The sequence below is a fragment of the Streptomyces sp. HmicA12 genome, assembly GCF_000373565.1.
GTDB lineage: Bacteria > Actinomycetota > Actinomycetes > Streptomycetales > Streptomycetaceae > Streptomyces.
The window spans coordinates 482586-508685 of the sequence record NZ_KB891798.1; the positions used below are offsets into that span (position 1 = coordinate 482586).

Sequence of the window (26100 nt, forward strand, 5' to 3'; positions counted from 1 at the left end):
ATCATGCGATGACATCGCTTGGTGACATGAAGAGGAAGTCTTCCTTGCAGCCCCCTATACGGTCGACCGTGCCGACTCCCGATGGAACCGAACCCGATGGACCCGAACCGGACGTGCCGGCATCCGCGCTCCGCCACCCGCGCGCTCTGGTGCCCGTGCTCGTCTCCCTCGGGATGCTCGTGGCCGTGGTCAGCAGCCTCGGCGCGCCGCTGATCCCGACGATCGCCGCCGAGGACCATGTCGCTGTCTCGACCGCACAGTGGGCGCTGACGGTGACGATGCTGGTGGGGGCCATCGCCACGCCGGTGATGGGGCGCCTGGGCGACGGCCCGCACCGCAAGAACGTGATCCTGGGCGGCCTCGTCTTCGTCCTCGCCGGCAGCGTCCTCGCGGCCCTGCCTCTCGGTTTCGCCTGCCTCCTGATGGGCCGGGCCCTCCAGGGCGTGGGAATGGGCCTCGTCCCGCTCGCCATCGCCACCGCCCGGGACGCGCTGCCGCCCGCCCGGGCACGGTCCGCGGTGGCGACGCTGTCGCTCACCACGGCCGCGGGCGTCGGCCTCGGCTACCCGATCACCGGCATGTTCGCCGAGTACCTCGGCATGTACGCCGGCTTCTGGTTCGCGGCCGTCACGGCCGCCCTCGCACTGACCGCCACCCTGATCGTGGTGCCCCGCGCACCCCACCGCCCCAGCGTTCCGATGGACGTCCCCGGCGCGCTGCTGCTGGCCGGCGGCCTGGCGGCGCTGCTGATGACCCTCGCCGAGGGCGAGCGATGGGGCTGGGACTCGGTGCCGCTGCTCGCGCTGGCCGCCGCGGCCGTCCTCCTGCTCGCCGGCTGGGTCGCGCACTCGCTGCGCAGTACCCACCCGCTGATACGGGTACGGCTGGTCAAGGACCGCGGCGTCCTCGTCGCCAACCTCACCACGATGGTCGGCGGCGTCGGCACGTACCTCCTGATCGCGCTGGTCACCCGCTACGTGCAGACGCCCGAGTCCGCAGGCTACGGCTTCTCCGCCTCCATCGTCGTCACCGGACTGCTGCTCGTGCCGTTCTCGGTGGCCAGCCTCGTCACCGGCCGCCTCGTCGGGCTGCTGGGGCGCGCCGCGACACCCGGGCGCATGCTCCCGCTCGGCTGCCTGCTCTCGCTCGGCTCCCTCGTCTGCTTCCTCCTCGCCCGCTCCAGCCTGTGGGGCATCGGCTCGATGATGGCGCTCGCCGGACTCGGCGTCGGTGTCACCTTCGCCGTCACCCCCGGTCTGATCGTCGCCGGGGTGCCGGCCGCGGAGACCGGCAGCGCGATGAGTTTCAATCAGGTCGTGAAGTACATCGGATACTCGACCGGCAGCGCCCTCAGCGCCGTCATCCTGCAGGCGGCCACCGCCCCCGGCGCGACCTTGCCGAGCAACGACGGCTACCGCACCGCGGGCCTGGTCGGCTGCGCCGCCTTCCTCGTCACCGGCATCCTCGCGGTGGTGTTCACCCGCGCGGGCAGGCGGCTCCGCCCGTCCGTCGTCGCGGCGGTCAATACCGGCCCGGCCGTCAGCGGCGAACCCGCGCCGTCCGCGCCGAGTGCCTCGTGACCGCGGCGCAGACGGCACCGCGCCGCAACGCCACCCGCAGCCGGGAGGCGCTCCTGGCCGCGGCGACCGCGCTCTTCTCCGAGCGGGGCTACGACCGCACCACGATCCGCGAGATCGGCGAACGCGCCGGTGTCGACCCGGCCCTCATCGCCCGCTACTTCGGCAGCAAACCGCTGCTCTACGTGGAGGTGCTGCGGGCCGAACACGGCGACACCCCGCCCGACGACCTGCTCACCGAACCCCGCCTGCGCGAGGTCGCCCGGCGTGCGGAGCGGCGCGGCCCGGTACCGCTGCTCCGCGTCGCCGTCGAGCCCCTGCGGGACGCGGCGGCCCAGGAAGCGACCCGGGCCGCACTGCGGGACCGCCTCGTGGAACCGTTGCGGGCCCGCTTCACCCGGGAGGGACACGACCGGCCGGGGCTGCGCGCCGACGTGCTGGTGGCGGCGGTCTCGGGAGTGCTGCTGGCCCGCCATTCCGGGGCCTTCGACGACCTGGCCGACGCGGAGGTGGACGACGTCGTCGACATCCTCCTGGAGACCCTCGCCGCGCAGGGCCCCGCCGACGCCCGATGAACCTCGCGGGACGCACCGGTACAACCCGGTGGCGTTCGGCAGGAAGATCGGGAAGGCTCACCGCATGGTTTCGGTGGTGCAGAACGTAGCGATCGATTGTGCGGACGCCTATGAACTGGCGCGGTTCTGGAGTGCGGTGACGGGCCGTCCGCTGGACCCGGAGGCCAGGCCGGGGGACCGGGAGACTCAGGTGCCGCTCGCCGAGGGCCCGATGCTGTACTTCAACCAGGTACCCGAGACCAAGACCGGCAAGAACCGGATCCATCTGTGCCTGCGCCCCGAGACCTCCCGGGACCAGGAGGTGCAGCGATTGCGCGGGCTCGGTGCGGGTTTCGTCGCCGACCACACGCATCCCGACGGTACGGGCTGGGTGATCCTGGCCGACCCGGAGGGCAACGAATTCTGTGTGCTGCGCAGCGAGTCCGACCGGGCGGCCACGACGTCCTGACACCTGCCGACCTCCTGAGCCGGCGCCGATCGCGGCGCCGGCCGGTCGGACCAGGCCTTCCGCGCCCCGTACGGTGTCCGGACGCGCACTCGCGTCACGTCACCGTCCGCTCGCACCGAAGGCCCCATGTCCGCTGAATCACAGCCCGCACCGCCCCGGCGTCCCGAGGACCCGGCCCACCCACGGCCCGCCGTCCTCCCGGTGTCCGACTGGGCGGACGCCCTGCGTCGCACACCGGGGGTGATGTGGCGTGACGACATCTCCGACTACGCGGCCGCGCTCACCTACTACTCCCTCCTGGCCGTGCTGCCCGCCCTGCTCGTCACCGCCATGGCGTACAGCCTGATCAGCCCGGAGACCGCGAAGGACTTCATCGCGCACGTCACGGACTACGCGCCCGGCCAGTCGGGCGCCCAGCTCCACGACGTGCTCTCCCGGACCGTGCACACGGGCACGGCCGCCTGGACGCTGCTCGCCGCCGGCACGGTGAGCGCCCTGTGGTCGGCCTCCAGCTACCTGGCCGTCTTCCGCCGCGCGCTGCACCGCATGCACCACACCCCCGACCGGCGCTCCACCTGGCGCAAGGCCCACCGCCTCGTGCTGACCGCGCTCGCGCTGCTCGGCCTGCTGCTCGTCAGCGCTCTCGTCCTGCTCCTCACCGGTCCGGCCGCCGAGCGCCTGGGCCGCCTGATCGGGCTCGACACCGTGGCGGCGTGGGGCTGGAGCCTGCTGCGCTGGCCGCTCCTGCTGTGCGTAGTGGCACTCCTCGTCGTCCTCGTCTTCCGCACCGGCCCCCCTGTCGCACGGACCCGGGACCGCACCCTGCCCGGCGGTGCCCTCGCCGCGATCCTCTGGCTCACCGTCTCCGCCGGCTTCGCCGTGTACGCCTCCGTGCTGAGCACCTACAGCAGGCTCTACGGCTCGCTCGCCGGCAGCGTGGTCTTCCTCATCTGGCTGTGGCTGTCCAACCTCGCCCTGCTGGCCGGCGCGCAGTTCAGCGCCGAGCTGCGCACGACCCGCGGTCCTGCGCCGTCCCAGCCCTCAGTAGCATGAGCGGATGCTGGCCTACGCTCCCTCGGTCCTGTGCCTGCTGGCGTTCGGTTGGGGGGTGTTGCGCGACCGGCGCAGAGTCAGCAACGCCGTCCTGCTCGGACTCACCCTCGTCTTCGCGCTGACCGCACTCGTCTTCCAACTGGTCTCCAGGCGCCCGCAGTTCAGCGACGACCTGGCGGTCGCCCTGCTGGTGCTGGCCGCGCTGAGCGTCGTCACGCTGGCCGGATTCCTGCTCGCCAACGGCGTCACCATGGTGCGCAAGGAAGGCAGAAGCCCGGGTAACCTGCTGTCCCTGGGCGTCGGACTCTCCCTGTTCGCGCTGCTCGCCCTGCTGATCGCCGCCCTGGTACTGCACACGCGCGTACTGATGGTGGTCGCCGGCACCGCCGTCCTGCTCGCCGGGCACGGCGCCTTCCTCTTCCTGTGCTTCCTCCTGTACGCCACGCTCTACCAGCGCCTGCGGATCCGCCGCAGGGCCGACTACGTGGTGGTCCTCGGCTCGGGACTCATCGGCGGCGACACCGTTCCGCCCCTGCTGGCCAGCCGTCTCGACCGGGCCGCGAAGGAACACGCCAGGCTCATGCGCAAGGGCCGGCGGCCGGTACTCATCACGTCGGGCGGGCAGGGGCCGGACGAGGACCTGCCGGAGTCGCACGCGATGGCCGACTACCTCGTCACCCGCGGCTTCCCGCCCGAACTCGTCGAACGCGAGGACCGGTCCACCAGCACCGAGGAGAACCTGAACTTCAGCAAGGCGATCATGCGGAAGGCGAACCCGGCGTACCGCTGCGTCGTCGTCACGAACAACTACCACGTCTTCCGGGCTGCGGTGACCGCCCGGCGCGCAGGGGTCCGAGGACACGTCGTGGGCGCGTCCACGGCGTCGTACTTCTGGCCGAGCGCCATGATCCGCGAGTTCGTCGCCCTGCTGCTCACCTATCGCCGGACCAACGCAGCCCTGTTCCTGCTCGTCGCCCTGGGAGGCGCGTGCATCTGGTGGCTTGCCTGGCCGTTCACCGGCCGCGTCTCACTCTTCGACGTATGAGACCGTGGGCCGGTGTCGGGGTGACGCAAGGAGATCACGCTTGCCGCAGTGTGAACATGACCGTCCTGGGTAGTGTGAGAGCCTCGTTGCGCAGCGGGGCGCGGACGATGTGGAGGATGTCCGGAACCCCCGTGCAGCACGCGTAGGGCACAACTGGCTCTGCGATTTCGCTTTGAAGGGTGGTGGGGGCCCGCGTTTGCGGGCTCCACGTTCATGGTTTCCTCCCCGGAGCCGCAGGGCTCCCGCGGTGCAGGACTGGCCAGTCGGCCCGTGAGAGTCTCGTATCCGATGCTGGTCGCCGACGGGGCAGGGAGAGTCGTCTCCCACAACGACGAAGCGGCCGTCCTCATGCCCGGACTGATCGTGGGTGCCGCGCTCGCCGACGTGGCACCCGCCTGGCTCGCCGACGCGCACGAGGAGAGGGCGCGGGATGCGGGCGACCACGCCGCTTCCGTGGCCGGTGGCCTCATGGGTGAGTACTGCGTCGAGGCGTTTCCCGGCGCCGGTCCGGCGGGCTGCGTGACCTGGTGGCTCGTGGACGACGGCGATCTCCGCTTCGTCCAGGCCCAGTTGGACAGCGAGCGGGCGCAGATACGAGCACTGCAGGAGATCTCCAGCGAACTGCTGTCCTCCTTGAACGTGGAACGGTGCATGGAGGTGACCGCCTCGATGGCAGCCCGGCATCTGGCCGACGCGGTCGTCGTCGTCGGAGTGGGCAGCGGCCGCTCCTATCCGGTGACCTGGGCCTGCGCGGACGGATCGATGACGCAGCAGCGGATCCGCATGAACCCGGAAGAGGTGCCGGGCCTGGAGGAGGCACTCCTGGGGTTCCCTCCCGTGCCGTCCCGGTGGATCGACCCGGCGCTGATCCCCGCCTGGGCCATCCCCGAGGGCTTCGCGCGGGACGCGTCGCAGATCGGTTCGGTCGTGGTGGTCCCGCTGCCCGGGCACGGCCTGCCGGCCGGGGCGATCGTGATGATGCGCCGCGGGCGGGAGGCGGCCTTCACCGAGGCGGAGGAGGCCTTCGCCCGGCTGTTCGCGGCGCGCGCCGGTGCGGCCCTGTCGGCGGCACGCGTGTACGCCGAGCAGACCCGCATCACCGATGTGCTGATGCGCGAATTGCTGCCGCCGCGCGTGGAGCAGGCCAAGGGCATCGACTTCTCCGCCCGCTACCGCGCCTCGGCCGCCACCGAGCGCATCGGCGGCGACTTCTACGACGTCTACCCCGCCGACAGCCCGGAGGGGGAGACCTTCGCCGTCCTGGGCGATGTCTGCGGCAAGGGACTGGAAGCGGCCGTCCTGACCGGCAAGATCCGCAACGCGGTCGAGGCGCTCCTGCCGTTCACCTCCGACCACGCCCGGCTGCTGACGCTGCTGAACAGCGCGCTGCTGTCGTCGCACCACACCCGCTTCGCCACCATGGCCCTGGCGTCGGCCAAGCGGGTAGGGGGTCAGGTGCGGCTGCGCGTGACGAGTGCGGGACACCCGACTCCGCTGCTGATCCGGGCCGACGGCAGGGTCGAGACGGCGCAGACGCGCGGCACCCTGGTCGGCGCGCTGCCCCAGGTGGAGTCGACCACCGCGGTGATCGACCTGGAACCCGGCGAGACATGCCTGTTCTACTCTGACGGAATCACCGAAGCCCATGGTGGACCGCTGGGGGACCGTATGTTCGGAGAGGAACGGCTCCACGGCGTGCTGGCCGAGTGCGCGGGCCTGCCCGCGGAGGCCGTCACCGAGCGTGTGCAGATGGTCGCCTCGCAATGGGTCGGGGACGGCCACCACGACGACATGGCGGTTCTCGCGATCACGGCACCACGTTCCGCACATCTGACGGCGGTGGACGGACACACTCGGGGCAGGTTCACCGCATGACCATCAGTGAAACGGCCGCAGGCACTCCGGAGCTGACCCGCGACGAGCTGCGGGAGCAGCTCTGGCAGGCGGCGATCGGCTGCGACGAGACCCACGCGGTGGCACTGGCGCGGCACGCCGTCGGCTCCGGCGCACCGGACCAGGTGCTCGCCGCGGCCGAGCAGGTGCTGCTGGACCTGATCGCGTCGGTGCAGCGACGGGTCGGCGTGGAATGGGCGGCCAACAAGATCTCCGTCGCGCAGGAACACGCGGCGACCGCGATCAACGAGCGCTGCATCTCCGCCGTCGCGGACGCCGCCGCCCTCGCCGTCGCCGCGATCGGTGCGCCCCGCGGCCGGGTGACGGTGGCGTGCGTGGACGGCGAATGGCACGCGCTGCCCGCCCGGCTGGTGACCGAAGTGCTGCGCCTGCGCGGCTGGGAAGTGGACTACCTCGGTGCCCAGGTCCCCACGGAACACCTCGTCGGCCACCTCCACCGACGCCAGGCCGACGCCGTCCTGCTGTCCTCGTCCCTCCCCGCGCACCTGCCCACGGCCCACGCGGCGATCAGCGCCTGCCAGGTCGCGGGCACGCCCGTGATGGCGGGCGGCGCCGCGTTCGGACCACAGGGCCGCTACGCCCACCGGATGCAGGCCGCCTGGGCCCCGGACGCCGTCGGTGCGCACGCCGTCCTGGAGCGCGGCCTCGAACGGCCGCGAGCGGAGGCGGCCCGGCTGCCCGACCTCGACCTGCCGCATCTGAACGACCAGGAGTACACCCTGGTACGCCAGTCCAGACGGCAGTTGGTCAAGCAGACCCTGGCCGATGTCGAGGAAGCCTTTCCGCCGATGCGCGCCTACAGCGACTATCAGCTGGACAAGACGGCCGAGGACATCGACCACATCGTCACCTTCCTGGCCACGGCTCTCTACGTCGACGACCCCGACCTGTTCACCAACTTCATCGTCTGGACCGCGGGCATCCTCGAGTCCCGCGGTGTGCCCCCGCAGTGCCTGCTGCCCGCCCTGGGCTCCCTGCGGCGGCAGCTCGACGACTTCCCGCGCGCCACCGGCATGCTCGCCGCCGCCCGTCGCCTCGTGACCGTCCCGGGCCCGGGGAAGCCCGCATGACCGCGTACGTACCCCTGTCCCTCGTCACCGCAGGCCCCAGCGAGGGGGTGCTGACGGTGGAGATCCGCGGAGCCCTGGACTACGAGACGAGCGATCAGTTCTGCGGGTACGCGCGTAAGGCCCTGGCGGACCATCCGGGCATCCGGACGCTGCGGCTCGACTGCGCCGGTGTGACGCTCGTCGACTCGATGGGCCTGTCGGTCCTGTTGCGTCTGCGGCGCGAGGTGCACGGGGCCGGGTCGAGGCTGCGGCTGGAGCGGCGCCCCCTGCGGTTGGAGCGGCTGCTGCAGCTCACGGGGACGCTCGAACATCTCACCGGTGCCCCGGCCGCCGAGCAGTCCGACGAAGCGGCGACCGGCGACGCGGACACCGCCGGTCACGAGGACCAGTCGCCCGGGCACGGCCGCTGAACGGACGGTGCGGCCGCAGATGAAAGAATGCCCTCATGCGTGAGTCTTTGCAGGTCGCCGCCGAGCTGAGCGGGGCGAGGTCGGTGATCGTCCTGGCCGGTGATTGTGACGAGGACACCGAACCCCTTCTCGACGAGACCTTGGCGCGGGCCCTGGACTCTGCTCCGGGCATCCTGGAAGTCGATGTGGCAGGAGTGGGATTCGCCGACTCGACTCTGCTGCACGCCCTGCTGCGAGGGCTGGACGCCCAGCGCGCCCGGCAGGGTCGCTTCATCCTTCGAGGGCCGTTGAGTGCCGGAGTCGAGCGGCTGCTCATCGCGACCGGCACGCTGAAGGTGTTCCAGGGCTGCCTCGAGAGCGGCGTACGTACGGAAAATGACGTCCAGAGCGAGTCCGGGGACGCCTCGCGGAACGAGGAGTGTCGTTCGTGAGGGGAATGCGCGGGCCGGCGGGGCACGGCGTCCGGCGGGGCAGGAGAACGTGATGCAGGCAGCGCGTGATGACGCACACGAACCCGCGAGGCCCGTCGCCGTCTCCCCGCCGCTCTCCGGTGCGCAGGCGCGCGAACAGGTCCGCCGGGCGGTGCACGCATGCCTGGCCGGCCAGGACGGCGGATCCGTGGCCGAGACGACGGAACTGCGCGCCTTGGACGCCCAGTTGGCCTGCTCGGAACTGCTGTCCAATGCCCGCCGTCACGGCGGTGGACTGGCCTGGTTCCGGGTGCGCGCCGAGCACGGCCATGTCGTGATCGAGGTGGCCGACCACAGCAGCGAGCTCCCGCTCTCCCCGCCGCGGGACGTACGGGAGCCGGGCGGGTTCGGCTGGGCGCTGGTGCAGCGGCTGGCCGCGAAGGTCGTGGTCGAGATCGTGCCGGACGGCACCGGAAAAGTCGTCACCGCCTATCTGCCGGTCCGCTGACGGCACACCACCGGTTGAGCGAGAGCGCTTTCACGGCCGCGAACGACGGCCGACAGGGAGGCCGAGTCGCGACCGTCCGGGGGAGTGTGCGGCGCAAAGCGCCGGGCAGAGGAGGAGGAAGGACGAATCGAGACAACAGGGTTTGCAGGCGTGAGGGAAGGACCGGTGCCGTGAGCGTCGCAGAAACGCTGGAAGCAGAGGACGTCAGCTGTGCCGACACCCGGTCGGCGGTGCGCTCCGTGCTGCTGGAGGCGTGCTTCGCCCTGCCACCGCACGAGGCGACGCGGCTGCGCGACGACGCGCTGCTGGTGGTGAGCGAGTTGACGACGAACGCCCTGCTGCACGCCGGCGGCGTGACCCGTTTCACCGCCTGTCTGACGGGTGGTGAGCTCCAGCTGCGGGTGAGCGACCGTAGCGTCGAGGTGCCGCGGCGCCTGCCGACGGTCCCCGGCCGGCCGGGGGGTTACGGCTGGATGGTCGTCCAGCGTCTTGCCTCGCGGGTGAGCGTCGAGGTGGGGCCCGAGGGGAAGACGATCGTCGCCGCGCTGGCCCTTCCGGGACCCCTCACGCGACCCTCATCCACCGGGATGTGAAATCGTGTTGCCTGTCGCATGCATAGATGATCTTGCACGGGGCAACCGCAGAAGTGTAGGAGTTGTGCCGACAGGCAACCAGACAAGGGGAACCCGATGAGCACCGTGACGGTCCACGAGCAGGCGTACACCACGGCCGGGGTGGCCAAGGAGGCTCTGATCGAGCGGGCCTGCGCGGACCCGACCTCGATCGCGCCGCGCGACGCCCGTGAGGTGGGTCGGCATTTCTTCGACCGCTTGGCGCGGCTCGAGGAGGGCACGCACGAATACAGCTATGTGCGCAATGTGCTGATTGAGATGAACCTCTCCCTGGTGCAGTACGCGGCTTCCCGGTTCAAGCACCGTGGGCCGCAGGAGATGGAGGACATCGTCCAGGTCGGCACGATCGGTCTGATCAAGGCGATCGACCGTTTCGAGTTGTCCCGCGAGGTCGAGTTCACGTCCTTCGCCGTTCCTTACATCACCGGCGAGATCAAGCGCTTCTTCCGTGACACCTCGTGGGCCGTGCACGTGCCGCGCCGTCTGCAGGAAGCGCGTATCGAACTGACGAAGGCCACCGAGGAGTTGCGCACGCGTCTGGGGCGGTCCCCCTCGACGGCCGAGCTCGCGGAGCTGATGCAGCTCGACCCGGCGGAGGTCGCCGAGGCGCAGAAGGCGTCCAACGGCTACAACAGCGTCTCCCTCGACGCGGCCGTCAACGGTTCCGACGACGAGTCCGAGACGTTGCTGGCCGACTTCATCGGCGTCGACGAGGACCGCTTCGAGCTCGTGGAGAACTTCAACTCCCTCGCTCCCCTGATCGCGGATCTGGACGACCGGGACCGGCGCCTGATCCACCTGCGCTTCGTCGAGGAGCGGACCCAGCAGGAGATCGCCGACGAGATCGGCTGCTCGCAGATGCACGTCTCCCGTCTGATCACGCGCGTCGTCACCAAGCTGCGCGCCGGTCTGATGACGGCCGAGTAGAACCCCTGGCCCGTCTCGCAGCCGGGTACGGAGGCCTCGTCGCGGAGGCCGTGTGGAATGATGCCGAAAAGGTGAACCGCGGCAAGGACGAGATCGTTGCCGCTCACCGGCCTCCGTACTGTGTGCCTCGCTGCGAACGGGAGGGTGCTGCGATGCCTCGGAATCTGCCGTTCCACACCCCTGAGCGTGTGGCCCAAGCGGTGAGCGATGTGTCGGAGCTGCTCCAGGTTCTGTGGGGGCGCGGCCAGGAGGCCGCGCCCTCCGGGCCGTTGCCCCCCTCGCAGTTCCGGGCGTTGACGGTGATCGAGGAGCAGCGGCGGGTGAATCAGCGCACCCTGGGCGAGGCGCTCGGTTCCCGGCCGCCCGCCGTGAGCCGTCTGTGCGACCGCCTGGAAGCCGCCGGCCTGGTCGAGCGGATCGCCAGTGCCACCAGCCGCAGGGAGGTCGATCTGCGACTGAGCCGCCGTGGGGCGAGCGTGCTCGAGGAACTGCGGTCGTCGAGGGCGCGCGAGGTCGAGGCGGTGCTGCACGCGATGTCCCCCGCTCAACTGCGCACGCTCGCCGAGGGCCTTGAACAGTTCCGGACAGCGGCCACCGCGCACATGGGCCTGGAGCGGCAGGAGGCGGACGGTGACTCCGAGGCGATCGCCTGAGAGGGCCGAACGCCGGGTCAGGCCGTGGCCGTCGTGACCAGCCCCAGCGCGTGTGCCGCGGTGGTGAAGGCCTGCAGCCCCCTCAGGAGTTCCTCCCGCGACGCGGACGACATGTGGCCGAGTACGTTGTTCAGCGCCTGGGCGCGCTGAGCGCTGAGGGCGCGCAGCGCGTGGTCCCCCTGCCGGGTCAGGGAGAGCTCGATCTTGCGGCCGCTCGTCGGTGCCGGGTCACGCCGCAGCAGACCGGCCGCTTCCAGCCTGTCGCACAGCCTGCTGGCGGCCGAGGGAGCGACGTCGACCTGCTCGGCGAGCGCGCCGAGATTGATGTGCGGGACGGCCCGGGCGACGAGCAGTGCCCGCAGTTGCAGGGGAGAGAGCTGGGGGATGCCGTTCCGGGACGCGCGGGTCCACAAGGACACCAGTGCCTCCGCCGCCACGGCCGTCTCGGCCGTCGGGTCGGCGTCCGGTCGCTGTGGTGGGCCGGCGCACGCCCCGTTGCCGTCAGTGTCCATGAGAAGAGGGGCACCTCTCGCGAGCTGTGGCTGTCGGTACGCGTACTGTCCCGTGTGCCCGATCTGGCGAAAGTATCCCCGTGGACCGAACCGCGGCGGCATCGGTGTGCCGGTGCCGGATAGAATCTGTGAACAGTTGCCGGACGGCAACATTGTGGTGCTTTGACGTTCCCGCTCGGCCGAGACAGGCGCGGCGCGGGGATCGTGGTCGAGGTCGTGCCGATGAAGGGCCTGCCGCCAGGAGCGTTCTTCCGGGCCGAGGGGCGATCCGGTGGTGCCGAAATCCCGTCCCTCTCCCGCTCGGTGGCCGACATCCCCTCGGAGAAGGCTGCTGTGACGACGAACTTCCAGGCTGTTGAACGGGTCATCCGCGCCGCGGCGCCGTACGGCCTCTTGCAGGCGTTCCGCGACGCGCTGGGTGCGCGCTACGGAGCCACGGGCGTGGAACTGCTGATGGCCGACTACAGTCACACCGTCCTGCGGCCGGTCGCCGACCCGGGGTGCACCACGGATCCGCTGCCGGTGCACGGGAGCCCCGAGGGGCGGGTGTTCGGCAGTCAGGAACCGCGTACGTACCCTGTGAACGACGAGGGCGTGCTGCGGTTGCACCTGCCCGTCACCGTCCGCGGCGACCGCCTCGGGGTGCTCGCGCTGCGGCTTCCCGAGGAGAGATGCACGCCCGACGGCGTACGTGAACTGGTGGACCTGGCGCAGATCCTCGGCCACGAGATCGTGGTCGCCGACCGGGACACCGATGTCTACCTGCAGGCGCGAAGAGCGAGTCGGCTCACCCTGGCCGCCGAGATGCAGTGGCAGCTGCTGCCCGGCCGGTCCTGCTCCCGCACGGAGTACGCGATCGGCGCGCAACTGGAACCCGCCTACGCCATCCACGGCGACAACTTCGACTGGGCCACGACCGCCGAGACCCTGACGCTCACCATCACCAACGGCATGGGGGAGGGGATCGACGCCGCTCTCCTCACCAACCTCGCCGTGAACGCGCTGCGCAACGCGCGCAGGGCCGGCATCGGTATCGCGGACCAGGCGGCCCTCGCCGATCAGGCGTTGTACGCGCAGTACAGGGGGGACGCGCACGTGTCGACGCTGCTGCTCTCCTTCGAGCTCGCGACGGGCCGCGTCCTGACCGTGGACGCCGGCTCGCCGCAGCTGTGGCGGCAGCGGGACAGGGTCGTGGAGCAGGTGCCGTTCGAAGCACAGCTGCCCCTGGGCATGTTCGAGGAGACGGACTACATCCCCCAGGAGTTCCAGGCCCTGCCGGGCGACCGGCTGCTCTTCGTCAGCGACGGGGTCTACGCCGCGCTGTCCCGGTCGGGGGAGAAGTACGGGGAGCGGATGCTCGCGCGGGCGATCCAGTCCGCGAGCCTGCTCCCGGCGGCCGCCGTACCGCGCGCGATCCTGCAGGAGCTCGCCGCCCACGTGGACGCCGACGCCGAGGACGACGCCCTCGTGGTGTGCCTCGACTGGTACGGCCGTGGCCCCGTGGAGTGACCATGGTTGCTTGGACGGCCTGAATCGTGCAACTGTTGCCACATGACAACTGTATTCGCGTGCTGAAGCCGGGAACTAGTGAACTCGCCTGCTCCGCAAGCCCTGCGTGACTGTGCCCCAAGGGCGACGAGTCATCGCTTGGTGGCCCCCCGATCGCGGACAGGCGGCGCGTGCAGACCCCAACAGCATGAGGGAGAAGACAGCCAAGTGGACCCGACGTATCGGTGGACGGGGATCAGAGCCTTTCACCAGCAGGGCCCGGTCTGGGTCATCGAGTTGGCCGGAGAGTTCGACTACTCGATCCTGAACGACGTCGCCGAAGCCACCGCGGAGGCTCTTCGCGCCCATACGGGGCCGCTCGTCTACGACATGGGCGAGCTGACGTTCTGCGACTCGGCACTGCTGAACCACCTGTTGTGGGTGAAGCGGCAGCGCCGGGTGATGCTGACGCGCGTACCGCAGCAGACGCGACGGTTGCTCGAACTCACCGGGACGTCCGATTACCTGGAGGCACACAAGGACGTCGGCGAGGCGGTCCAGGCCGTCGGGCCCCTCTCCGATCATTAGCAAGGCCCCGTCGGACCGCGACACGACGGGCTCCCGGCGCGATCGGTGCATCGCCGGTGCTCCAGCGGGCACTCGGTGAAGCATGAGTCCTCACGAGGAGCACGGCACCGCGCAGGGCATGGGCGACATGGAACGCGGCACCACGCAGCGGGTGGCGGCACGTCAACGCACCTGGGCGCAGGCCTGGAGCGCACTGTGCGTGCTGCTCGCCCTGTGGTCGGTGGCCTGGGGTGTCGGATGGGCCACCGGCAGCACGGACGCATGGGCCTACGGGCTGGTGGGACTGATCCTGCTGGGGTGCGCGCTCTGGGCACGGCGGTCCGCCGTCCGGAACGCGCCACCGCGCCATCTGTGAGGCCGGCCCGGGAGGGCCTGCGGGAAGGCGCCCCGCTCACTTCACTCGCTGATGAGCCGGGCGAGTTCGACGCCGCAGGTGGTCGCGCAAGGTACGCGCCGCGTGGCCCATCAGTGCCTCCGCGCCCGGTTGACTGCTGGCGGGCACCAGGGACTCCGTGAGCGCGACGACGGCGAAGCACTGGCCGTCGGTGTGCTCCACGACCCCCACTTCATGACGGAGATTCAGCAGGGTGCCGGTCTTGGACGACCAGACGGTCGCGTCCGAGCTGAAGTCGGGCGCCAGGCGGTGGCGCAGCAGGTTGTGCCGCATCAACTCACGTACCCGCTCGGCCGTCGCGGTCGGTACGGCCGAGGGCAGCCACAACGCCTGGAGCAGGTCCGCCCAGGCCCGTGCGGTGCCGGTGTTGGCACGGCTGGTGTCGAGCTGGGGCAGCCGGTGTCCGCGTCCCGCGGTGCTCGCCCCGATGGCCAGGGCGTGCGCCAAGTGGGCCTGACCGGGGCCCAGTTGCTCCTGCGGCGTCTCGCTGAGCTCCTCGGTGCGGTGCCGGATGGTGATGCCCGTCAGACCCCATCGCCGCAGTTGTTCCGTCACCCGATCCGGCGGCGTGAGGTCGAACAGGGCGTCGGCCGCCGTGCCGTCGCTCATGCACGTGCTCAGGTAGAGGAGATCGTCCAGGGCCACGCGCGCCGGGTGGCGAAAGCGGCTCAGGCCGGTCGGGCCGGAGGTGGTGATCCGTCCGGGCGCCACCTCGACGGCGTGGGCGCCGTCCAGTTCACCGCGCCGGATACGGTCCACCGTGGCGAGGGCGAGCGGCAGCTTCACGAGCGATGCGGACGGCAACGGTACGTCCGGATCGAGGCCGACCTCGTCGCCCGTTGCCAGGTCGCGTACCAGCAGGCTGGCGCGCAGCCCGCCGTCGTCCAATTCGTCGCGCAGCGTGCGCAGCAGCGTCTCGGTGCTCATACGCCCGCTGCCTCGACCGCCGCGTCCAGGACAGACGGGTCCGTCGCCGGCTCGCCGTCAGCCCCCGTGGCGCCGAGACATCGACCGATCTGTACGCCGAGCCTGGTGAGCGCCGGTGGCGGTGTGCCATGGGCCGCCGTGCGCAGCACGTACCCGCGGGTGGGGGTGAACTCGCCCAACGGCCGCCAGAGCAGGCCGAGCGAGCGGGCCTGGGCGACGGAGCACAGCAGCAGGTCGGGCGCGGCGTGCACTTCGGCCGCCGCCGTCGTGAGGTCCTTCGCGGTCGCCAGCTGGGTGGGCCGGAGCCCGACCGCGTCGCACAGCCGGGACAGCGGGTCCCGCAGGTGCGGGACGTCGTCCTCCGGCTGCAGCCAGAGGCGGCGGGCCGGGCCGCGCGCGGTGCGGCCCACCCGCAGGGTCTCGACGTGGATGAACCCGTCACCGGGATCGTCGGCGGTGGCCAGCCCCAGGGGGATCGGCCAGGCCGCCTCCGAGGCGGGGACCGCGAGCAGCGCGGCCTGAACCCGCCCCGCCAGGAGCAGTTCGGCGCGGCGGGCCGGGGGCGCCGCCTGCGGCTCCAGCGGAATGCCCAGGCCGCGGGCCTCGGCGATGAGCAGGGCGAGACCGCTGGTCGGGCAGGTCTCGGGCACGGCGAGCCGCCATGGCCTGCGGTGCGCGGCGGCGGCCTCGTGCAGCAGCCCGTCCGCGTCCTCGACGAGCCGGCGGGCGTGCGGCAGCATCTCGCGGCCGAACGGGGTGAGTACGGCGCGTCGCACCGTCCGCTCGAACAGTCGCGCCCCGAGGTGCGCTTCGAGGGCGGCGACGCGGCGGCTCACGACCGGCTGGGAGACGCCGGCGGCCGCCGCACCGTCGGTGAAGCCGTTGTGATCGCTGACGTTGACGAAAGCGCGACATGCTCCGAGCAGATCCACCCCGCCACTCTATGCGGATCGTGCATGAAATCCGGGGTGAACGTATTGGTAGCCGAACCGAGTGATCGGCGAGGGTGTGCGACAGGGCGTCACTGATGCCCCGGCCGGACCCCTGCGCGGGTCGGCCGTCCGCGCCCCGAGGCCGGGGCCCACCGGAGGGAACCGCTTGATGAGGCGTCACCGACCGAACCACCGCCGCGCCGCGCGGATGGGCCGCGCGAGCATCACCCTCACCGCCGTCCTCACCCTCCTGTCCGCCGCGGGCTGCGGACAGGACACCAGCGCGAGCGGCGGCGGGCAGTCCGCCACGGCGTCCGTCCGACCGGCCGATCCGGCCGAGCGTTCCGGCCGACAGGACGAGGCGTTCGCCCGCCTGGAGCGCGAGTACGGCGCACACCTCGGCCTCTACGCGGTCGACACCGGCAGTGGCCGCGAGGTGACCTGGAACGACACCCGGCGCTTCTCGTACAACTCGACCATCAAAGCCTCACTGGCCGCGGCGGTCCTGCACAAGAACGGCATCGACGGCATGGACCGCGTACTGCACTACGACCGGTCCGACCTCGTCGCCAACTCTCCCGTCAGCGAGAAGCACGTGGACTCGGGCATGAGTCTTCGCGCGCTGTGCGACGCGGCCGTCCGGTACAGCGACAACACCGCCGCCAACGTCCTGTTCGAGGACATCGGCGGCCCGGGCCGGCTGGGCGAGTTCCTCAAGAGCGAGCTGCACGACAAGACCACGCGGACCGACCGCCACGAGACCGGCCTGAGCGAGTGGAGCCCGGGGGAGAAGCACGACACGTCCACACCCCGTCAGATGGCGTCCAACCTGCGCGGCCTCGTCCTCGGAGACACGCTGCCCACGGCCGAGCGGCGCCAACTGACCACCTGGCTGCGGACGAACACCACGGGCGCGACGACCATCCGGGCCGGGCTGCCGAAGGGCTGGATCGTCGGGGACAAGACCGGTACCGGCGTCTACTACGCGGCACGCGACGACATCGCGGTCATCTGGCCGCCCGGCCGCAAGCCGTTGGTGATGGCGATCCTCACCTACCGCGACGGCGAGAAGAACGCCGAGGCGAACGACAAGCTCCTGGCCGACGCGGCACGCGCCGCCGTCACCGCACTCGACGCCGACCACTGAGCGGCCGGAGGCGAGCGCAAGGGGCCGTCCCCGGTGTGAGCGTGCTCGTCTCGATGCCGTCCGGTGGTGAAGTGCTCGCGCGTACGCTGAGACCCGGACCGTGCGCACGCGTCGCTGTGGGGGAGACATGGTTGATGACCGCCGTGATCTGGCCGAGGCCGGGCGGATCCTTGCCCGGGTCCGCGACCTGCTGGGCCAGGAGGAGAAGCTCCTGCGCGACGAGTTCGGCGACGTGCGGCGCTCCGGCGACCACTCCGCCGGCAGCCCCGCGCAGACCCTGCAGGGCATCAACCAGATGCACAACTGCGCGCAGGATGCCCTGCAGGGCATCGCCGTGGCCCTCGGATACATCGAGCTGGGCATGGAGGACGAGGCCCGGCGGTGGACCGCTCGGGCGCGTCGCACACCGGTCGGCATTCCTTCCGGCGCGGAGAGGATGCGGCGCCCGCTCGGCGCGTCCACGATCGAGGCCCTGGAGCTCGCCCGTACCCACCTCGGTGGCTTCTTCCGGACCGAGGCCTGGGCGATGAGCGTGGACATCGTGCTGCTGTCACCGCAGGCGACCTACCCGCCCGACGACTGGCGCGAGTACGACCGGCGGCACCTGCACAAGCCTGAGTGACCGGTCGCGCCTGACGGGGCCGATGGGTCACAGCCAGACGGTCGCCAGCCACACGGTCACGGCCGCGGTGACGAAGAGCGCGACGTTGAGGCCGATCCGCCGGTCCCCGAGACGCAGGTGGACCGCGGTCGCGCCGATCTGCAGGACGGCGAAGCCGATGGCGGCGACGAGGGCCAGCCAGGCCGCGATGCCGCTCAGCGGGGGCAGGACCAGCCCGAACGCGCCGAGCACCTCGACCAGCCCGATGGCCCTGACGCCCGCCATCGGCATGCTGTCCACCCAGACCATCATCGGCCGGAGCCGGTCACGGCTGCGGACCAGCTTCACTCCGCCCCCGTAGAGGTAGAAGAGGGCGAGCAGACCGGCGACGATCCAGTAAGCGACGTTCACTGATTTCCACCCTGCGTTGAACGGTCCGGTTCGGGCGGCCGGGGCGCCGTGAGGACAATGAGGCCTCCGGGTTTCGGCCATGCCTCGATTCCACGGCCAGAACGTCACCGTGTCCAAGACTCATTGTGAGACGCCGATACCGTGCGGGTATCGTCGCAGCATGGAGCTGCGGACCCTGCGCTATTTCGTCGCGGTCGCCGAGGAGCTGCACTTCGGCCGGGCCGCCGCCCGACTGCACATGAGCCAGCCGCCTCTGAGCCGGGCGATCAGACGGCTGGAGACCGAGGTCGGCGCCGAGCTGTTCGACCGGTCGCCCGCCGGCGTCTCGCTCACCGCGGTGGGGACCGTGCTGCTCCAAGAGGCGCGCGACCTGCTCGGCCAGGCCGAGCGGATGCGCGTACGCGTCGCCGCGGCGGCCGGCACCGCGTCCCTCACCGTCGGCCTCCTCGGCGACAGCGCCGATCCCGACGTCCGCCGACTGGCCGCGGACTACCGGCTGCGGCACCCGCACGTCGAAGTGCGCATCCGCGAGACCGGGCTCGCCGACCCCACCTGCGGACTGCACGCCGGGCTGGTCGACATCGCCCTGACCCGCGCGCCGTTCGACCAGACCGGCCTGGAGGTGCGCGAGTTGCGTGCCGACCGGGTCGGAGCGCTGCTGCGCGCCGACGACCGGCTGGCCGACCGCGACGCGGTGCGCCTGGCGGACCTGGCCGACCGTCGCTGGTTCGTCTTCCCGGAGGGCACCGACCCCGTCTGGCAGTCGTACTGGAACGGGGGCGAGCCGCGCGAAGGGCCCGTCGTGCGCGCGGTCCAGGAGTGCCGGCAAGCAGTTCTGTGGAACGGCACGGTCGGCATGACGCTGCTGACCCACGAGGCGGGGGAAGGGCTCGCGGTCGTGCCGCTCATCGACATGGAGCCGAGCCGTGCGGTGGTGGCCTGGAACGCCGGTGACCCGAATCCCCTGGTCCGCTCGTTCGCCGAGACCGCCGTCGCCGCCTATCGCGTACGCGGGCCGCACCGGCACACCCGCACGGTCGACTGAGCCGCCGAGCCCCTTGTCAGTGCCGTGTCCTACGTTTCCACCATGGCTTCCTTCACCGACCTCAACTTCAAGCTCGTCGTCGTCGAGCGGCTCATGTACACCGACGGAACACTGGCGCCCCCGTTCCGCCTCGCCGACGTACTGAAGGAACGGGAACTCGGTGACGACCCGTGGGAGTACGCGTACGCGCACGACCTCGCGTACAAGGTGGTGCCCGAGGCCCGCGCGTACTTCGAGACGCTGGAGATGGGCGACGAACTCCTGGCCTCGGTCGAGGAACTGGTGATGGACGGCGGGCTCGAGGTCTATCAGGAGTGCGCGCCCGTCTGGGACGGGGAGGACGACCTGTTCGACATCGCCACCCTTGACGACCTCGCCCTGCTGCCGAATCTCCGGCGCGTCATCGGCTCCGAGTTCCTCGGCCCCGAGTTGCGGGCCGCACTCACGGCCCGCGGTGTCGTCGCCGACTGAAGGCGTACGGAGAACCGGCATGATGGTTCTCCACGGCTCGTCAGCCCAGCTGGTCACGCACCGTTTCCCGCCGCAGGAAAGCGAGTTGAGCCTTCTTCTCCGGCAGGTACACCTCCGGCAGGTCGACCTCGGGCAGGACCACCTCGGGGCCGGCCGTGAAGCCTTGGCGCAGGAAGCGCTGGACGGCCTTCTCATTGCGCACGTCGGGATCGACGACGATGCGGGCGCGGTCGGGCCTGAGGAGGATGTACCGGATGAGGGTCTGCGTCAGGGCCGCCGTCCAGCCGCTGCGGGTGCCCTCCGGGCCTGCCGGCGCGAGCAGCAAGTGGACGCCGATGTCGCCCGGTTCGACGGAGTAGCACTCGCTCACCCGGTCGGCCTCGGGCTCGTAGGTCTGGAGCAGGGCGACGGGGGCACCGTCCTTGAGTGCCAGGTAGGCGTGGTGCGTGTCCAGGGCGTCCATGTGGGCGTACACGTCGGCGACCTGGTCGCGCGTCAGACCGGTCATGCCCCAGAAGACGGCGCGCTCCTCGCTCACCCAGCCGTGGACCACCTCCGCGTCGCGGGCGGCGTCGAGGGCGAGGACGCGCACGGTGCCGAAGCCGTCGAGGAGGTGCTCGTACACGGCGGTGCGGGAGGCATACGGATCAGACATCGGACTCCTTGGTCAGCAGAGTGAAATCGGTGAGGACGGGGACGAGCGAGCCGGCGAGCCACAGCGTCTGCTGGTCGCGGCGGTGGGGCGAGTCGGCGGCGCCGCCGGCGCCGTGCGGCACCACCCAGCCGCTGCGCTGCCGGTCGGCCAGGTCCCAGACGTAGCGGGCGGCCGGGCCGCGCGCCGCACGGTCGGTGAGTCCGGGAACGGCGGAGGTGCACAGCACGCAGTCGTGGTCGCCGGCCAGGCCGGGTTCCGCGGCGTCGGGGGAGTCCGGGTCGGGCAGCGCCCGCCAAGGGGCGAGGCGGTGGGTGTCGCCCCAGGTGGCCGATGCTCCGGAGACGGCGGTCTCCTCGAGTGCCGCACGGACCAGCGCGGCCCGGTCGATGCCGTACAAGTCGCCGGCGCGCAGCAGGTGTTCGAGGGCGTAACCGATCCGGACCGCAAGAGAGAGCCACGGCTGGAACACCTCGGGGTAGGCAGGAGGTACGGCCGCCGCGGCGAAGGCCGGGTGCGCGGCCAGGCGCCGAACGACCGCGCCGCGCACAGCGGAGTAGGCGGCGGCTTCCGCGCTGTCCGCGTCCATGCGGCGGTTCCAGGCGAGGAGGCGGTCGCGCAGGGCGGCGGCCGAGGGGACCAGATCGGTCAGGGAGGCCGCCAGGTCCAGGAGGGGCCCGGCGGAGCCCAGGTGGGTGTCCATGTGGATCGACGGCATGTCCGCCGCCGACCAGAGGTCCTTCTCGGCGAGCAGCTCGGCGATGCGGTCGGCGCGGTGCGGCGGGGCGAACTCGACACCCAGTGGAGCGGCCGGTCCGCGTTGGTTGGCCATCACGGCGACGCCGTCGGTCAGCCCGGCGCGGGCCGGTGTGTGCCAGCCCCGCCACGCGTACTCCTGCTCCCAGGCCGGCACCGGACGCTGCCCGTTGGCCGCCGCCCGCACCGGCACCCGGCCCGCCACCCGGTGCAGCAGCCCGCCCTCGGTGTCAGCGGCCTGCACGACGTTGACCGGCTCGGCCCATGCGTCCAGAGCCCGGTCCACGTCGCGCACCCGGCGGGCCCGCAGGAGCGGCAGCAGGGCGCCGAATCCGAGGTCGCCGGTGACGCGCGGCGGGTGGCGCAGGCTGAGCGCGGCCGGGGTGCCGTCCTGCGGGCCCTCGGGCCCGCCGGCCACGACGGGGCCCCGGTCGGTCTCGATGACCTCGACCTCGACGGTGCCCGCACCCAAGACGTCGATCAGTTCGGTGTGCCGGGTGGCCCGGTGCCAGGCGCCGTCCGGGCCGAGCGCCTCGACGCCGGTGCCGGTGCGGCGCAACCGTTCCTCGTACAGGTCCTGGTAGTCGGCCATGGCGTTGGTGATGGCCCAGGCGACGGTGCCGGTGTGGCCGAAGTGGGCGATGCCGGGCACTCCGGGCACGGCGAGGCCCACGACGTCGAACTCCGGGCAGGACAGATGGATCTGCTGGTAGACGCCGGGATCCTCGATCCAGCGATGCGGATCGCCGGCGATCACCGCGTGGCCGGTGGTGGTCCGCTCGCCGCTGACCAGCCAGCCATTGCTGCCCGTGGTGCCCGGTCCGTCGGCGGCGAACAGGCCGACGGCGTCGGGGCCGAGGTGGGAAGCGATGTGGCCGCGCCAGAGCTTGGCCGGGAAGCCGGCGAAGAGGATATGGGTGGCGAGCCAGACGCCGAGCGGTGTCCAAGGCTCCCAGCGGCCGGGAGCGAGGGCGGCACGGGTGAACTCGACGGCCTGTGCGCCCTGTTCGGCCAGTCCCTCGTTCACGCCGTCGACGTAGGCGCGCACCCACGCGGCGCTCTGCGGATCGGTCTCCTCCAGGGCGGCGAAACAGCGGCGAGCGGTGTCCGCCAGGCGGGCGCGACGGGCGAGCCGGTCCCAGGACAGGGCCTCGGAGCCGAGGAAGGACGCGGAGGTGCCCTGGGCCCGGTGCCGCTCGACCTCCAGCTGCCAGGCGCGGTCGCGGGCGGTCACCCGACCCTGGGCGCGAGCGAGTTCGCCCACGTCGTCGGCGCGTAGATGGGGGATCCCCCAGGCGTCGCGGTATATCTCGGCGCTCACTCCCGCGTCCCTACTTTCCATTAGGTTAGGCTCACCTAAGTATCTGTCGTGGCGAGATCGTACGTGAAAGGTGAAGGGCTGATGGTGCAGGGGCGGGGTTGGGAGGGTGCGGTTCTCAAATTGATGCGCGCCAAGGACTTCGCATTCACGGTGGCGGAGGTCGAGGACCGTCACCCCGCACTTCCGGCGGCTCCGGCTGACCGACGGCGGCATGCTCGCCGAGACCGGAGTGCATCCCGCGATGTGGGTGCGGCTCTGGTTCCCGAATGCGGGCCGGCCCCACCAGCGGGCCTACACCCTGGTCGACCCGGACCCGACGACCGGCACCTTCGGCATGGAGTTCGCCCTGCGCGAGGGGCGCGCGAGTGACTGGGCGCGCAGCGCGCGGCCCGGCGACACCGTCGAGGCGACGGTCCAGGGGGCAGGATTCAAGGGGCCCGAGCCCGCACCCACCCGGCTCTTCGCCGTCGCCGACCCGGCCTCGCTGCCGGCGCTCAACTCCCTGCTGGACGCGCTGGACACCACGCCTGCGACCATCTGGTTCGAGGGCGACCTCGAAGGCCTGCCCTTGCGCAGAGACCCTGAACGTCACGAGGTCCACGCCGTCCCGCGGCGCGATGCCGGCCGATATCTGGCCGAGCAGGTGAGGGCCGCCTTGCCCGAGCTGTTGCGCGACACCCCCGACCCGTACCTGTGGATCGCCTGCGACACCGCGACGACCCGCGCGCCGGCCTCGATGGCGCGCAAGGAACTGGGTCTTCCCAGGCCGCGGGTGCACGCGCTGGGCTACTGGCGCGCGACCTGAGCGTGTGCCTCGGTCTTGAGGCTCCGTTGCCCGTGGTCATCGGCTGAGGGGTGATCAGTTCCCTTGGTGGGGAGGCGACACGGCAGTCGTGTCGGTCGGCGACGGCGTCCGTCTCCTAGGTTTTGAACATGTTCAACAAAGGCGTACGCTCCTGCCATGAACGACAGAGCCGCCCTGCTCAAGGGCATCCGTGTGTGGTTGGTTCTCTTCGTCGTGTGTCTGGTCCTCAGCGGGGCGACCGCCTTCCCGCTCGTCCATGAACTGCGCTGGACGGAGAGCCTGTTGAACTGGCTGTCCGTGGGCGATCACTTCCCCGCGCTGACGGAGTGGACAGCACGCGTCCGCGCCGGACTCGACGAGGCCGACGCGGACTACCCGTTCCTGCTCTACGGCACCGACTGGCTGGCCTTCGCCCACCTGGTCATCGCGGTGGCGTTCTACGGGCCGTACCGCGACCCGGTGCGCAACATCTGGGTGATCGAGTTCGGCATGATCGCCTGCGCCGGGATCATCCCGCTGGCCCTGATCTGCGGGCCGATCAGGGGGATTCCCGTCTGGTGGTCGGTGCTCGACATGTCCTTCGGCGTGCTGGGGGTGATTCCCCTGTACGTGGTGCGGCGGAGGATCCGACGGCTCGAAGCGTTGACCTCGACCTCGACCTCGACCTCGGACGGGGCCGCTGTGCCGGCCTGAGGGGCCTACGGTGCGGAACAAGTCGGCGTTCTCGCACCAGCCGCCGATGTTGCCCCGTCGTGGCGCGCCGCCCACGGGCGGTTCAGCCCGCGGGCTGCCCGTAGACGCGCTCCACGTGAAGGGTGACGAGGACCCGCTTGTCGCGGACCATGGCGTGACGGAAGTCGTCCCAGTCGTCGTGCTCGCCGTTGCGGTCGCGGTAGAGGGTGACCAGGCCCTCGACGGTCTCGTCGTACGGATCAGCGGCGACAGGGGTCAGCTCGGCGCTGCCCTCGGCGACGGTCCAGGCCCAGCGGTCCGGGCTGGTCACGTGGTAGCTGGCCCGGGGATCGCGGCGGAGGTTCTTCGTCTTGGCGCGGTCTTCGGTGACGGAGACGCGGATGGTCCTGGCGGCCGGATCGTAGACGTGCCACACGTTGGACAACTGCGGGCGGCCGTCGCGTTTCAGAGTGACCAGGACGCCTTCCTTGATGTCGGCAGCGAGCTTGAGCAGTACGTCGTCGTGCGCCTGAAGGTCAGCCATGTCCAGCCCAACGCCTCGACGGCATCGAGGATTCCCCGCGTCCCGGAGCGGGACGCGCCGAAGACGCTCGGCGCGTCCCGCTGTCACGCGACTTCGTCGGCGGCAGGTTCCTCGACGGTGTGGGAGTCGGTGAGGCTCAGCGCACCGCCGGCCGCGATCAGTCCGACGACGACGGCGAGAAGGGCGTAAGTGATCCGTTCGCCGTGGAAGAACGACGCGACGAGGTCGCTGCTCCAGGTACCGGCGGGGAGCTGAGTGGTGACCAGCGCGGCGATCAAGGTGCCGACCACGGCGGTACCGACGCTGGAACCGACCTCCTGGGCCGTGTCGTTGAGGGCGGCACCGATCGAGGTGCGGTTGCTCGGCATCGCGTCCACGAGCGCGACCGCGCAGATCGTCATGACGGTGCGCAGCCCCACGGTCATGAGCACCATGCAGACCGCGATGACGGCATACCCGTGCTCGACGCCCCAGGAGAGACCCGCCAGGGACCCGGCCAGGCAGGCCGCACCGACCAGGCAGGCGATGCGGTGCCCGAACCGGCGCGCCAGCCACTCGGACAGGGGAGTCGCGGCGAGCATCGTCACGATGATCGGCAGATTGGCCAGGCCGGCCCGCACCGGGCTCCACCCGTAGGCGTACTGGAAGTGGAGGATCAGCCCGAACATCACGCTGGCCATCGCGATCGACGTCCCGATCTGCGCGAGGGCGGCGCCGCGGACGGTGCCGTTGGAGAAGAGACCCAGATCCAGCATGGGGGCCGCGCTGCGGCGCTCGTGCCGGACGAACGCGATGGCGGCCGCGATCGCGCCCACGACCGACGTGAGGGTGATCGCGGAGAGCCAGCCGTGCTCGACGCCGCTGGTCAGCGAGTAGCAGGCGAGCCCGATGGCGGCGACGCTCAGGACGGCGCCCGGGAGGTCGAGCGCGTCCTTGGTCAGGTCCTCCGGCCGGTCGGCCGGAACGCCGAGTCGGACGCCTATGCAAGCGATCAGGGCGATCGGGGCGTTGACGACCAGCAGCCACTCCCAGCGCACATGGGCCAGCGCGGTGCCGCCGAGCAGTGGCCCGAGGACGAAGCCGGACATGCCGACGACGATCATCACCGTCATCGCGCGCATCCGCAGGGCCTTGTCGTCGAACAGGCGGAAGACCAGTGAGTTCGTGATCGGCGCCATCGCCGCGGCGGCTACGCCTAGCGCGGCCCGCAGCCCGATGAGCTGGCCTGTCGTGGTGACGAAGACGACGCAGAGACTCAGCGCGCCGAACACGGCGAGTCCTATCAGCAGCACACGGCGGCGGCCCAGCCGGTCGGCCATCGACCCCGCGGTGAGCAGCAGGCCGCCGAAGGTCAGCGAGTACGCACCGGTGACCCACTGCAGCGCGGTCGTCCCGCCTCCGAGGTCACGGCCGATCGTGGGCAGCGCGATCGACAGCAGCGTGTTGTCGACCATCTCGACGAAGAAGGCCAGACAGAGGGCGGCCAGAGGGATCCACGCCGCACGTAGGGACGGGTACGTGCGGGACGGAGTTTCAAGCGTGGCGGTGGGCATGGCAGTCCTTCCGATCGAACGCCGTTCGGGTATCGAACAACGTACGATGCGATACGATA

General features: G+C 71.2%; 29 protein-coding genes and 1 pseudogene. 22 read left to right on the top strand and 8 right to left on the bottom strand.

What is annotated here, in order from left to right:
* Positions 1 to 113: 113 nt before the first annotated feature.
* The 13 genes from B072_RS0106020 (at position 114) to B072_RS0106080 (ending at position 11222) form a co-directional block, all read left to right on the top strand.
* A complete protein-coding gene (locus B072_RS0106020; protein ID WP_018529037.1) occupies positions 114 to 1580 on the top strand; it encodes an MFS transporter in 1467 nt (488 codons plus the stop codon).
* Positions 1577 to 2152, top strand: a complete 576-nt coding sequence (locus B072_RS0106025; protein ID WP_018529038.1) for a TetR/AcrR family transcriptional regulator — start codon at positions 1577 to 1579, stop codon at positions 2150 to 2152. The genes B072_RS0106020 and B072_RS0106025 overlap by 4 nt, the downstream gene beginning before the upstream one ends.
* Before the next feature lie 64 nt (positions 2153 to 2216).
* Positions 2217 to 2600 carry a VOC family protein gene (locus tag B072_RS0106030; protein ID WP_026245500.1) on the top strand — a complete coding sequence of 128 codons (384 nt, stop codon included), beginning with the start codon at positions 2217 to 2219 and terminating at the stop codon, positions 2598 to 2600.
* Between the two features lie 126 nt (positions 2601 to 2726).
* Positions 2727 to 3653 carry a YihY/virulence factor BrkB family protein gene (locus B072_RS0106035; RefSeq protein ID WP_026245501.1) on the top strand — a complete coding sequence of 309 codons (927 nt, stop codon included), beginning with the start codon at positions 2727 to 2729 and terminating at the stop codon, positions 3651 to 3653.
* 4 nt (positions 3654 to 3657) lie between these two features.
* On the top strand, positions 3658 to 4698 hold the full coding sequence (locus B072_RS0106040) for a YdcF family protein (RefSeq protein ID WP_018529041.1): 1041 nt from the start codon (positions 3658 to 3660) through the stop codon (positions 4696 to 4698).
* Between the two features lie 288 nt (positions 4699 to 4986).
* On the top strand, positions 4987 to 6573 hold the full coding sequence (locus B072_RS0106045) for a PP2C family protein-serine/threonine phosphatase (RefSeq protein ID WP_018529042.1): 1587 nt from the start codon (positions 4987 to 4989) through the stop codon (positions 6571 to 6573).
* Positions 6570 to 7682 (top strand): cobalamin B12-binding domain-containing protein, encoded by a 1113-nt coding sequence (locus tag B072_RS0106050; protein WP_018529043.1) that lies wholly within the window; start codon positions 6570 to 6572, stop codon positions 7680 to 7682. Before B072_RS0106045 ends, B072_RS0106050 begins: the two co-directional genes overlap by 4 nt.
* Complete coding sequence (locus tag B072_RS42520; protein ID WP_018529044.1) at positions 7679 to 8092, top strand: STAS domain-containing protein; 414 nt, start codon at positions 7679 to 7681, stop codon at positions 8090 to 8092. Before B072_RS0106050 ends, B072_RS42520 begins: the two co-directional genes overlap by 4 nt.
* Positions 8093 to 8127: 35 nt before the next feature.
* A complete protein-coding gene (locus B072_RS42525) occupies positions 8128 to 8523 on the top strand; it encodes an STAS domain-containing protein (RefSeq protein ID WP_018529045.1) in 396 nt (131 codons plus the stop codon).
* A 52-nt stretch (positions 8524 to 8575) separates the two neighbouring features.
* Entirely contained in the window at positions 8576 to 9010 is a 435-nt protein-coding gene (locus tag B072_RS45410) for an ATP-binding protein (RefSeq protein ID WP_018529046.1), read from the top strand.
* Between the two features lie 170 nt (positions 9011 to 9180).
* Complete coding sequence (locus B072_RS45415) at positions 9181 to 9603, top strand: ATP-binding protein (protein ID WP_018529047.1); 423 nt, start codon at positions 9181 to 9183, stop codon at positions 9601 to 9603.
* A 96-nt stretch (positions 9604 to 9699) separates the two neighbouring features.
* Entirely contained in the window at positions 9700 to 10569 is an 870-nt protein-coding gene (locus tag B072_RS0106075) for a SigB/SigF/SigG family RNA polymerase sigma factor (protein ID WP_018529048.1), read from the top strand.
* A 152-nt stretch (positions 10570 to 10721) separates the two neighbouring features.
* The gene (locus B072_RS0106080; RefSeq protein ID WP_018529049.1) at positions 10722 to 11222 is read left to right on the top strand and encodes a MarR family winged helix-turn-helix transcriptional regulator; all 501 of its coding nucleotides are present in this window, start codon (positions 10722 to 10724) and stop codon (positions 11220 to 11222) included.
* Positions 11223 to 11239: 17 nt separating this feature from the next.
* Here the strand turns inward: B072_RS0106080 and B072_RS46250 are convergent, their stop codons facing one another.
* Entirely contained in the window at positions 11240 to 11734 is a 495-nt protein-coding gene (locus B072_RS46250; protein ID WP_018529050.1) for a MarR family winged helix-turn-helix transcriptional regulator, read from the bottom strand.
* Positions 11735 to 11896: 162 nt separating this feature from the next.
* Here B072_RS46250 and B072_RS0106090 point away from each other — a divergent pair, with 162 nt between their 5' ends.
* From B072_RS0106090 to B072_RS0106100, 3 genes are all read left to right on the top strand, one after another.
* Positions 11897 to 13243 (top strand): PP2C family protein-serine/threonine phosphatase, encoded by a 1347-nt coding sequence (locus B072_RS0106090; RefSeq protein ID WP_018529051.1) that lies wholly within the window; start codon positions 11897 to 11899, stop codon positions 13241 to 13243.
* Positions 13244 to 13450: 207 nt separating this feature from the next.
* Positions 13451 to 13810: an STAS domain-containing protein gene (locus B072_RS42545; protein ID WP_018529052.1), complete on the top strand. Its 360-nt coding sequence runs from the start codon at positions 13451 to 13453 to the stop codon at positions 13808 to 13810.
* 82 nt (positions 13811 to 13892) lie between these two features.
* Positions 13893 to 14165: a hypothetical protein gene (locus B072_RS0106100; RefSeq protein WP_026245503.1), complete on the top strand. Its 273-nt coding sequence runs from the start codon at positions 13893 to 13895 to the stop codon at positions 14163 to 14165.
* 36 nt (positions 14166 to 14201) lie between these two features.
* Here the strand turns inward: B072_RS0106100 and B072_RS0106105 are convergent, their stop codons facing one another.
* Together B072_RS0106105 and B072_RS0106110 are read right to left on the bottom strand one after the other, a co-directional pair.
* The gene (locus B072_RS0106105; RefSeq protein WP_018529054.1) at positions 14202 to 15131 is read right to left on the bottom strand and encodes a serine hydrolase; all 930 of its coding nucleotides are present in this window, start codon (positions 15129 to 15131) and stop codon (positions 14202 to 14204) included.
* The gene (locus B072_RS0106110; RefSeq protein ID WP_018529055.1) at positions 15128 to 16063 is read right to left on the bottom strand and encodes a LysR family transcriptional regulator; all 936 of its coding nucleotides are present in this window, start codon (positions 16061 to 16063) and stop codon (positions 15128 to 15130) included. The genes B072_RS0106105 and B072_RS0106110 overlap by 4 nt, the downstream gene beginning before the upstream one ends.
* Positions 16064 to 16232: 169 nt before the next feature.
* On the opposite strand from B072_RS0106110, the gene bla reads away from it, so the two are divergent.
* On the top strand, positions 16233 to 17210 hold the full coding sequence (gene bla, locus B072_RS0106115) for a class A beta-lactamase (RefSeq protein WP_234018799.1): 978 nt from the start codon (positions 16233 to 16235) through the stop codon (positions 17208 to 17210).
* 127 nt (positions 17211 to 17337) lie between these two features.
* Positions 17338 to 17832: a hypothetical protein gene (locus tag B072_RS0106120; protein ID WP_018529057.1), complete on the top strand. Its 495-nt coding sequence runs from the start codon at positions 17338 to 17340 to the stop codon at positions 17830 to 17832.
* A gap of 27 nt (positions 17833 to 17859) precedes the next feature.
* On the opposite strand, the gene B072_RS0106125 is transcribed toward B072_RS0106120, so the two are convergent.
* Positions 17860 to 18222, bottom strand: coding sequence for a DoxX family protein (locus tag B072_RS0106125; protein WP_018529058.1), 363 nt, complete (start codon positions 18220 to 18222; stop codon positions 17860 to 17862).
* A 160-nt stretch (positions 18223 to 18382) separates the two neighbouring features.
* On the opposite strand from B072_RS0106125, the gene B072_RS42550 reads away from it, so the two are divergent.
* Together B072_RS42550 and B072_RS0106135 are read left to right on the top strand one after the other, a co-directional pair.
* The gene (locus B072_RS42550) at positions 18383 to 19267 is read left to right on the top strand and encodes a LysR substrate-binding domain-containing protein (RefSeq protein WP_018529059.1); all 885 of its coding nucleotides are present in this window, start codon (positions 18383 to 18385) and stop codon (positions 19265 to 19267) included.
* A gap of 42 nt (positions 19268 to 19309) precedes the next feature.
* The gene (locus tag B072_RS0106135; RefSeq protein WP_026245504.1) at positions 19310 to 19738 is read left to right on the top strand and encodes a DUF6892 domain-containing protein; all 429 of its coding nucleotides are present in this window, start codon (positions 19310 to 19312) and stop codon (positions 19736 to 19738) included.
* 40 nt (positions 19739 to 19778) lie between these two features.
* Here B072_RS0106135 and B072_RS0106140 read toward each other — a convergent pair whose 3' ends face one another.
* Positions 19779 to 20393, bottom strand: a complete 615-nt coding sequence (locus B072_RS0106140) for a GNAT family N-acetyltransferase (RefSeq protein ID WP_026245505.1) — start codon at positions 20391 to 20393, stop codon at positions 19779 to 19781.
* Complete coding sequence (locus B072_RS0106145) at positions 20386 to 22467, bottom strand: penicillin acylase family protein (RefSeq protein ID WP_018529062.1); 2082 nt, start codon at positions 22465 to 22467, stop codon at positions 20386 to 20388. The genes B072_RS0106140 and B072_RS0106145 overlap by 8 nt, the downstream gene beginning before the upstream one ends.
* Positions 22468 to 22548: 81 nt before the next feature.
* Here B072_RS0106145 and B072_RS42555 point away from each other — a divergent pair.
* Together B072_RS42555 and B072_RS0106155 are read left to right on the top strand one after the other, a co-directional pair.
* Positions 22549 to 23272, top strand: a pseudogene (locus B072_RS42555) (siderophore-interacting protein).
* A gap of 156 nt (positions 23273 to 23428) precedes the next feature.
* On the top strand, positions 23429 to 23965 hold the full coding sequence (locus B072_RS0106155; protein WP_018529064.1) for a hypothetical protein: 537 nt from the start codon (positions 23429 to 23431) through the stop codon (positions 23963 to 23965).
* Between the two features lie 82 nt (positions 23966 to 24047).
* On the opposite strand, the gene B072_RS0106160 is transcribed toward B072_RS0106155, so the two are convergent.
* Positions 24048 to 24488: a PPOX class F420-dependent oxidoreductase gene (locus B072_RS0106160; RefSeq protein WP_018529065.1), complete on the bottom strand. Its 441-nt coding sequence runs from the start codon at positions 24486 to 24488 to the stop codon at positions 24048 to 24050.
* Between the two features lie 83 nt (positions 24489 to 24571).
* Entirely contained in the window at positions 24572 to 26041 is a 1470-nt protein-coding gene (locus B072_RS0106165) for an MFS transporter (protein ID WP_018529066.1), read from the bottom strand.
* Positions 26042 to 26100: the final 59 nt, after the last annotated feature.